Origin of the sequence: Salinicola endophyticus (assembly GCF_003206575.1) — a bacterium.
In the GTDB taxonomy this organism is placed as follows: Bacteria; Pseudomonadota; Gammaproteobacteria; order Pseudomonadales; family Halomonadaceae; genus Salinicola; species Salinicola endophyticus.
Genome location: NZ_PZJO01000013.1, coordinates 1 through 7541, shown reverse-complemented (window position 1 = coordinate 7541; position 7541 = coordinate 1). Strand labels below are relative to the sequence as shown.

12 protein-coding genes are annotated in these 7541 nt (G+C 54.0%); 7 read left to right on the top strand and 5 right to left on the bottom strand.

Annotated elements, in window-relative coordinates:
* The 4 genes from DOM66_RS19710 to DOM66_RS19305 form a co-directional block, all read left to right on the top strand.
* Window positions 1–956 (top strand): hypothetical protein (locus DOM66_RS19710; protein ID WP_223162085.1); only part of this gene is annotated, 956 nt, incomplete at its 5' end.
* The gene (locus DOM66_RS19310) at window positions 940–1812 is read left to right on the top strand and encodes a nucleotidyl transferase AbiEii/AbiGii toxin family protein (RefSeq protein WP_110691225.1); all 873 of its coding nucleotides are present in this window, start codon (window positions 940–942) and stop codon (window positions 1810–1812) included. The genes DOM66_RS19710 and DOM66_RS19310, both read left to right, overlap by 17 nt.
* Entirely contained in the window at window positions 1813–2430 is a 618-nt protein-coding gene (locus tag DOM66_RS19705; RefSeq protein ID WP_157959107.1) for a hypothetical protein, read from the top strand.
* A 189-nt stretch (window positions 2431–2619) separates the two neighbouring features.
* Entirely contained in the window at window positions 2620–2991 is a 372-nt protein-coding gene (locus tag DOM66_RS19305; protein ID WP_110691224.1) for a hypothetical protein, read from the top strand.
* 83 nt (window positions 2992–3074) lie between these two features.
* On the opposite strand, the gene DOM66_RS19300 is transcribed toward DOM66_RS19305, so the two are convergent.
* The 4 genes from DOM66_RS19300 to DOM66_RS19285 all read right to left on the bottom strand — a co-directional run bounded on the left by DOM66_RS19300 (window position 3075) and on the right by DOM66_RS19285 (window position 4565).
* Window positions 3075–3398, bottom strand: coding sequence for a plasmid mobilization protein (locus DOM66_RS19300; protein ID WP_110691223.1), 324 nt, complete (start codon window positions 3396–3398; stop codon window positions 3075–3077).
* A gap of 221 nt (window positions 3399–3619) precedes the next feature.
* Complete coding sequence (locus DOM66_RS19295) at window positions 3620–3970, bottom strand: hypothetical protein (RefSeq protein WP_110691222.1); 351 nt, start codon at window positions 3968–3970, stop codon at window positions 3620–3622.
* On the bottom strand, window positions 3970–4332 hold the full coding sequence (locus tag DOM66_RS19290) for a hypothetical protein (protein WP_110691221.1): 363 nt from the start codon (window positions 4330–4332) through the stop codon (window positions 3970–3972). The genes DOM66_RS19295 and DOM66_RS19290 overlap by 1 nt, the downstream gene beginning before the upstream one ends.
* Complete coding sequence (locus tag DOM66_RS19285; RefSeq protein ID WP_035598453.1) at window positions 4332–4565, bottom strand: hypothetical protein; 234 nt, start codon at window positions 4563–4565, stop codon at window positions 4332–4334. The genes DOM66_RS19290 and DOM66_RS19285 overlap by 1 nt, the downstream gene beginning before the upstream one ends.
* Before the next feature lie 537 nt (window positions 4566–5102).
* Here DOM66_RS19285 and DOM66_RS19280 point away from each other — a divergent pair.
* The 3 genes from DOM66_RS19280 to DOM66_RS19700 all read left to right on the top strand — a co-directional run bounded on the left by DOM66_RS19280 (window position 5103) and on the right by DOM66_RS19700 (window position 6729).
* Complete coding sequence (locus DOM66_RS19280) at window positions 5103–5972, top strand: replication initiation protein (RefSeq protein WP_110691220.1); 870 nt, start codon at window positions 5103–5105, stop codon at window positions 5970–5972.
* Window positions 5973–6034: 62 nt separating this feature from the next.
* Window positions 6035–6538, top strand: coding sequence for a hypothetical protein (locus DOM66_RS19275; protein WP_157959106.1), 504 nt, complete (start codon window positions 6035–6037; stop codon window positions 6536–6538).
* A gap of 23 nt (window positions 6539–6561) precedes the next feature.
* The gene (locus tag DOM66_RS19700; RefSeq protein ID WP_157959105.1) at window positions 6562–6729 is read left to right on the top strand and encodes a hypothetical protein; all 168 of its coding nucleotides are present in this window, start codon (window positions 6562–6564) and stop codon (window positions 6727–6729) included.
* On the opposite strand, the gene DOM66_RS19270 is transcribed toward DOM66_RS19700, so the two are convergent.
* Entirely contained in the window at window positions 6726–7352 is a 627-nt protein-coding gene (locus tag DOM66_RS19270) for a tyrosine-type recombinase/integrase (protein ID WP_110691218.1), read from the bottom strand. The genes DOM66_RS19700 and DOM66_RS19270 overlap by 4 nt on opposite strands.
* Window positions 7353–7541: the final 189 nt, after the last annotated feature.

Below are 7541 nucleotides of genomic sequence, written 5' to 3'. Positions count from 1 at the left end.
ATATAGCAGGAGAGAGGACAATGCCCATTTTGGTAGCTGATGCACTAGCCGACTGGTTGCTGAACGACTACCCAAACTCAGCAATACATAAGAGAATGCTTCACGAAAGAATACTAATCCTTTATAAGGAAAGAGAATACAAAGGGGAGAAAATATCAAATATACAAAACAAGTTCCCTTCCTCAGCACAAATAACCAATTACATAGAAAAACTAGAGAGATCGGGAGTCATAAATCCAGAGGGGGAAAAATCTTTTTTCCATAGAGAATCACGATTCTACATAATTACGGCAAAACCTCCATCTAGCACAGAAGAGGCTCTTTGCTCTATATTTCCATACGGATATATTTCATATATCACTGCTATGCAGTGGTATAGCATAACAGACAGACTTCCTAAAGTTGTTTACTATACAACGTGCAGTAAAGAAGAATGGAGAAAAAGATACTTAGCAGAAACCTTAGATAGAACTGGGCTTCATAGCTATGCCAAAGACTTGATACCTGCATTCCCTATATCAGGGAAGTATTTCGGGAAACAAGTTCACGTATCTACAACAAAAAATTATCGAGAACCACGTGAGGGGGAGAGTGGCATAAGAGTTCAAGAGATAGGCGAACTTTTCACATGTATGCTGAAGAAGCCCCAGTGGTGTGGGGGATCAACCCATGTAGTAGATGTCTATATGGAATATGGGAAGGTTTTCAAGAACAAAATCATAAAGTATGTGGACCAATATGGTGGAGCTATAGATAAAGCCAGGGTCGGGTTTCTTTTAGAGACTGTAATGGGAGTGAAGTCTAAAACAATAGAGGAGTGGAAAAAAGAAAAAGGAAATGAGCGAGGATCTTCTAGGGTTTTATTTCCAGGTGAAGAATTCAGCAAAGTTTATAGCCCTGACTGGAACTTATCGATAAACATTGAGGAGCTTGAAGAATATGGGACAATCGATTGATGAATGGGTTGATGATCCATCATCAGGGGAAAACGAATTTAGGCGGGCTGTCAGGATAATACTGAAAGCCATATCACTAGATGAAGAACTATCTGAAAACATGGTAATGAAAGGGGGGATCCTCTTAGGAATAAAATACAAAAGTGGTCGTTACACAACTGATATTGATTTCTCAACTTCTGAAAAGCTTGGCTCGCTAAATATTGAGGAGTTCGAGGAAAATCTTAACGAACGACTTTTAGAGGCTCAGGTATCTCTTGTAGAAGAAATAAGGTGCATTGTCCAAAGCATAAAAATACAACCTAAAAAAAGGCCCGACGCTACCTTCCCTTCTTTAAAGATAAGCATAGGTTACGCTAAAAAGACAGACGCTTCCAAAATTCGTAGACTAGAAAGTCTACAGTCTCCTCAAAAGGTTTCTATCGACTATAGCTTTAATGAAGTAACAGGAGAAACTGAGGATTTAGAAGTCGACAAAGAAGATGGAGAAAAGATAAAAGCCTACGCTTTGATTTCGCTGATAGCTGAAAAAATTAGATCCATATTACAGCAAGCCGCAAGGAACAGAAATAGAAGGCAGGATATATACGACTTACATCACCTCCTGAGGAGCTATGCTGATCATAGCCACGAAGAAAAGATCTTAGTCTTAGAGACATTGATACAAAAATCATCAGGAAAGGAGATTGATCATCTCCTACACCAAAATGGACTTGATGATCAAGATGTTATGGATAGATCAGCCAGAGACTACCCTTTGCTTGCCGACGAGATAGAAGGAGATCTCCCAGAATTTTCAATTGCTTATGAATTCGTCAGAGATTACTACAAATCTCTTCCATGGGAGATGGCTTAAATGGATTTACAATATTTCCGATCTCAAGGAGAGAGGCCTGAAAATCTGGATCTTTTCACCTGCTTATCCATAGGGAAATATTCATTCTTTATTTTGGCTGACGGTTACGGAGATTCTTCTGAAGAAGATATAAATAATTACCTTCAAGAAATTTGCTTCAAGTTAATCAGCCCCCACCAAAAATCGGAACTATCAGATGTTTTGAAAGACACCATTCCAGAGAGGGCATGGATGTCTATCCTCATTGCAAAAGTTTCAAAAAATGAAATGGAGATTTGTTCTATTGGAGACTGCAGAGCTTATATTAACGAAAGGTTAATCACATCTGATGACTCTCTGGCTTGGCAAAACCTGTCTAAAAGAAAGTGTTTCGGAGACGTAGCTAAGCTAGTTGCACATCACCCTCTTAGACATAAGCTGACTGATTCTATGACTCCTCAGAGAAGAAAGGATATTATAAAAAAAAGAGAGGCAATTTATAATGGTGACACTATTATCTTTTGCACTGATGGAATTTGGCCTATCTTCCATGAGGATATTTGTTCTGGATCTTTCAGTGTTAAAGATCTCGATGTAAAAACCGAAGATAACAGCTTGGCTGTAAGCATTATGTTATGAGCATAATTTTCAACATTTCGCGGCTTATCTTGACCCAATAGGCGGGAAAAAATCCCGCCTATTTCGGTCGAATCGAGGCATCCGAGCACGCAGCCATATGATAATCTCTCGCAAGCGCTGGCGACCTCGTCACGTTGCCGAGGTGGACGGCCAGCGCTGTGAACCATCCCCCACGGAAGGAGGACACACATGCCCCCGATTCTCACCGACACCTTTGGCGGCCTGTCCCGCCACTACTACCTTCGCCAACTCGCGTTCGGTGGCGGCCTCTCGGCCCTGGTCTATTTCGCGGCAACTCAAGGAGGAGGAGACTCGGTTCCCCTGGCGGTTATCCCCCTCCTCGCCCTCAACGCCTTGCTGTATCCCTACTCGCGCTTCGTCTACGAGCAGATCATCGGCTTCGTGATGGGAGACAACGTCTTCTACATCCCGCTCATCATCATGCTGCCGGTGAAACTCTTCACGATCGTGATGTGCTGGGGATGGGCCATTTTCATCGCGCCGGTCGGCCTGCTCTACCTCTACTTCCATCATCGCAAGGCACGTCGGCAAACCTCCTGAGCGCCGGCTCTGTACCACGCCCGGCTTGCCTTGATCTAACTAGGCGTGAATCCTTCACGCCTAGTGATGCCCCTCCCCTCTGGTCACAGCTCACGCCCTAGCCGGCGGATAGCGGCTTGCAGTTCTTGAAGCGTCTGCAAGTACAAGCCATCAGGATCCTCGCGTCCCCCTTCGATGAAGAGGTGCTTCACCAGCCCGCCGAGACGACGCAGCTCATTGATCGCTTCATGCGTGACCACTGAGCGCACCGGATAGTCGAGCGCCGTACTCCGAACGAACTCGGATGGGCTGCGGGCATCGGTGGACTCGACCTTCTGCAAAATCCGTCGCTTCTCGTCCTCAGTGAGCCTGACGCTGAGGTGCTTATCCCGATGGACGGGGGCCTTCGATGGTGTAGGTGATGCCATGGTGACCTCGTGAGCGGTAGCGAATGAGGTAGGGGGCTCGGGGCGAAGCCCCGAGCAAGGTGCCAGCCCGGCAAGAGAGCGAAGCGATTGCAGCGGGCGCTAGTACACGAATGTGTTACGTGGGCATACCTTGTCCGGGGCTGCAGGCCGGTTTGGCGCCTCACTTCACAGGCACGTTCTCAGCACGAAACCCCATCTGAAACGGACATGATGTCGGTGACTTAACGATCACAGTGCCGAAAGGGCAGACTGTCCGGCATCTGCAGCGCAACCCCGGCCTCGAGCAGCAAGTCGGTATCGGTTTCACCGCACTCTCGACGACGCTGCGCGGCAACGCTGGTGAGCAGTTCAAGCTCCACGCCACCCTGATCCTGTGCCGCATCGAGCAGCCACTCGATCCTGACCGGATCGGCACACAACAGGCGCACGCGATTCGGCTCCTCGAGCGCCCAGCGATCCAGCACCCGCTTCGCGACAGGGTGGCAACGGTCGCCGTCCGGGTCGCGGTAGTGCCGCAACGATTCCGCGAGCAGGGGACCGCCGATGTTCCTCGCATACTGTCCGCTATCCATCATTCACCTCCGCTTTGACGCATCTTCTGGCGACGCTTGCGCACACGCGCGGCAAGTCGCCCCCAGTCCTCGGGCTGAATCCAACGCTCGGCCCACGCCAGCAGGAGCTCCGCCTGGCGTTGGTCGCTGTAGTCTTCGGGGTAGGCCGTCAGGTCGCCGGCCAGGGCTAGCAGCTGGGTCTTGCCGTCCCGTGCCGTCAGCCGCAGGGCATCCCGCGGGCCGTTCGCCTGGGTGTGGTGGTTGGCGATCTCGGCGCTGCGGGCGAGATCCAGGGTCCTCGAGGTCGGATCGAAGGCCGCGTCCAGGAGCACGCCGAGCCACAGCCGCGCCTCACTCGGGACAATTTCACGCTTACGGGCCATCAGAGCTCGTCCTCGTTGATCAGGTCGAACACGCGACGCTTGGCATGGGTGAGATCGTTCTTGTCCAGCACGTACCACAGGAACTCGCCGGTACCGGGGCCGGTTTCCATGCCCACCGCCCCTCGATCGCGCTCGTAGCGGTACAGCCAGCGGCTGGGGGATTTCCACTCGATGACGTTGCCGTCGCGGCTCTTGTGGGACTGCTCGAGGTCGCTGATCCGCCGTAGTGCCATGGTGACTCCCCTTCGCCGAGTTGATGCCTACCAGGGTAGCACATAAGCGTGAATAAATCACGTATATTTGGGCGTTCAACGGCCCTTGCCGACCCTCATCCCTGCTAAACCCGGGCCGAAGGCCCAACCGTTCCCGCGAGGTGATCGGGATCGGCCCACCGTGGTGTAGCGCTTTAGCGGCCAGGCCTCGCCGACCAGGGCGCGCAGCCGCGAAGCGGCTCGACCGCGCCCCTCTCGACTTGTCGAGGCATCCATGGGGTTCAGGCGGCCGAAGGCCGGGCGGAGGGAGGAGGAACGACGACCGGAGGGTAGGCGGGCGCGTATGCGCTCTTTTCTGTCCTTTTCCCCTTTTCCCCTTTTAGGCTTTGTAAACATATGAAATAAAAGGTTTTTTATGGTCAAAAGGGGAGGGATTGATGGTCAAAAGAGGAGGGATTGATGGTCAAAAGGGGAGGGATTGATGGTTGAAAGGAGGAGGGAATGATGGTTATGTGTGAGCCTAATAAATTACTCACAGAATAAGCAGGAAGCACGTGCATGCAGGATGCTCAAATCTACAAGGCCAATGCGTTAGTCGAAGCCTCGTATCGGCTTAGCCTGTATGAGCAACGGATCATCCTAGCGTGCATCTCTCAAGTGCGCCGAGATGAGCCTCTGACAGATCAGAAACTCTATACCATCAGCGCTCAACAGATCTCTGAGATGACAGGCACTCGCCTAGGTACGGCCTACCAGAACCTCAAGGCCGCTTCAGAGCGCCTCTTTGACCGTCGAGTAACGCTCCATGAGGCTCCCAACGGTCAAGGGAGTACCCGAGTCAAATTAACTCGCTGGGTCCAGACAGTGGAGTATCGAGATACAGAGGGAACGGTTGCTCTGCGCTTCGGTACAGATATGGTTCCTTACTTATCCCAACTCACCGAGCAATTTACTCGCTACGCTCTAGCCGATGTAGCCAAGATGAGTAGCGCTCACGCCATTCGGCTGTACGAGCTGCTTGCACAGTGGCGTGGCAGCGGCAAACGTGAGGTCACTCTCGAGTGGCTACGCGAGGCGCTCCAGCTCGAAGATCGATACACCAATATCCGAGATCTGAAGCGGTGGGTAATCAAACCTGCCATCGAGCAGATCAACGAGCACAGCCCACTATGGGTAACGTGGGATCAACGCAAGACCGGCCGCCGCGTATCTCACCTAGTGTTCGCCTTTGGCGAGAAGCCCCTCAAAGGCCCTCAGAAGCCTCGCAAGCGCAAGGGGCAAGTCAGGGGCGGCAAGGAGGGCGAAAACGCCTCAGGATCGATCTACGGGATTCCTATGGCTGTTATCAATGCAAACGCTCGCCCAGGAGAGTCTAGCGACGATGCCGCCCACCGCATCCTCGAGGAGCGGCGGAATGCCAGAGCGTGAGTTTTTCCCGCTATAGGCCATACTGTCGGGCAACCCGACGACACAACCCGACAGTGCCCGACATGCCTCAAATGACCATAGGACGAATGGCCAAATTGTATGGCCTACACCGCTCCACGCTATATGAGGCGGTCGACAAAGGCCGTGTCACAGCTGCGTTTAACGGCAAGGGACAAAAGGTAATCGACCTGTCCGAGATGATCCGTGTTTACGGAGAGCCCCCGGGGCAGGAATCTTCTCTCCTACAAAACCCGACACCAAAGTCCGACGCCTTCCCCGACACCCCCAACGTCCTCGAAAAGTTCGATGCTCTTCTCGAGGTCGTGAAGGAACAGCGTGATGAGCTTCGGCAGCTGCGCGAGGAAGTAGCACAGCTCCGCAGACTCCCAGCTCCTACGGAGGCCGATAACTGGTCATCCCCCTCAGACCTACCAGCAGAGGATGCAGAGTTTCTTCAAGAACGCCACGTGGGCACGAGTGATGAAGATCGGCCTCAGCCCACCAACGATCACGATCCCCACGGCCTCAGAGCGCTTGCCCGATCGCTGTACCAGGATGAGAGCTGACACGCCCTCGAGGAGACCGCCGGATGCGCCCACCAGACCCACCCCGCGAGCCAGACCAGGAGCCGACCGACGAGCGCGAGCCGCTGGAGCGGTTGCGCGGCAGCGTCGGGGAGCTGATCGAGCCGTTCGAGCCGGTCGGCGAGGACGATTGGGACGCCCTGCGCGATTCCTGCCCCCACCCCAGAAGCTAGAAACTCAGCCGCTCGAACGGCCGCCCGGTGAGGGCGGTATAGGCCACCGTGTTCTGGATGTTGGCGTGGCCCAGGTACTGCTGCACGGTGCGCAGATCCACGCCCTGGTTGATCAGGTGCACGCCGCAGGCATGACGCAGGGCGTGCGGATGCCACTTCACGCCCAGCACGCGCTCGCTGAGGCGATGCAGCAGGCGCCGGAAGCCATCGGCGCTGATCGGTGCCCCGCGCTCGCTGACGAACATCAGCCCCGCGGCGCGGCCGCTGTCGCGCTGATAGCGCTTCAGCGCCCGCACGGTGTCGCCCTGGAGGGGATGGGTGCCGTCGAGGCTGCCCTTGGCGCGAGTAACGCGCAGCTCATGGTGCACCAGGTCGACGGCTGACCAGCGCAGCCCCACCAGCTCCGAGATCCGCAGGCCGTGCTCGAAGGCCAGCCGCAGCATCAGCGCGTCACGCCGGCCGTGGCGATTGTGCCGCATCGCGCCGCGCATCAGCCGGTGCACCTCGTCGCGGGTCAGGTGCTGCCGGCCACGCACCGCATCGTTGGCGGCGCGGCTGCGGACTGTCCGGGTTTCAGTGGCTGGGAGCACTGTCGGGGCGGGGTGTCGGGGCCTGTCGGGCACGGGCGGGGGCGCTCCTGGTCGCGGGAACTGTCCGGGTTTCAGTTGAAAGCCAGACAGTCGCAGTCGCTTCAAGACAGGTCAACGCAGGGGAGAAACGGCATGGTCTCATGCCTTTCCTTCCTGTCGGCAACATAAGCACATGGGGGATTAGTGGTTTTTAAAATTCATGTAATTCACGATACAATGTGT

Excerpts from the sequence above, each read along its gene's own strand:
- DOM66_RS19290 (WP_110691221.1), bottom strand. The coding sequence starts at position 4,332 with ATGGCCCGTAAGCGTGAAATTGTCCCGAGTGAGGCGCGGCTGTGGCTC.
- DOM66_RS19280 (WP_110691220.1), top strand. The coding sequence starts at position 5,103 with ATGCAGGATGCTCAAATCTACAAGGCCAATGCGTTAGTCGAAGCCTCG.
- DOM66_RS19295 (WP_110691222.1), bottom strand. The coding sequence starts at position 3,970 with ATGGATAGCGGACAGTATGCGAGGAACATCGGCGGTCCCCTGCTCGCG.
- DOM66_RS19275 (WP_157959106.1), top strand. The coding sequence starts at position 6,035 with ATGCCTCAAATGACCATAGGACGAATGGCCAAATTGTATGGCCTACAC.
- DOM66_RS19310 (WP_110691225.1), top strand. The coding sequence starts at position 940 with ATGGGACAATCGATTGATGAATGGGTTGATGATCCATCATCAGGGGAA.
- DOM66_RS19285 (WP_035598453.1), bottom strand. The coding sequence starts at position 4,565 with ATGGCACTACGGCGGATCAGCGACCTCGAGCAGTCCCACAAGAGCCGC.
- DOM66_RS19300 (WP_110691223.1), bottom strand. The coding sequence starts at position 3,398 with ATGGCATCACCTACACCATCGAAGGCCCCCGTCCATCGGGATAAGCAC.
- DOM66_RS19700 (WP_157959105.1), top strand. The coding sequence starts at position 6,562 with ATGCGCCCACCAGACCCACCCCGCGAGCCAGACCAGGAGCCGACCGAC.
- DOM66_RS19705 (WP_157959107.1), top strand. The coding sequence starts at position 1,813 with ATGGATTTACAATATTTCCGATCTCAAGGAGAGAGGCCTGAAAATCTG.
- DOM66_RS19305 (WP_110691224.1), top strand. The coding sequence starts at position 2,620 with ATGCCCCCGATTCTCACCGACACCTTTGGCGGCCTGTCCCGCCACTAC.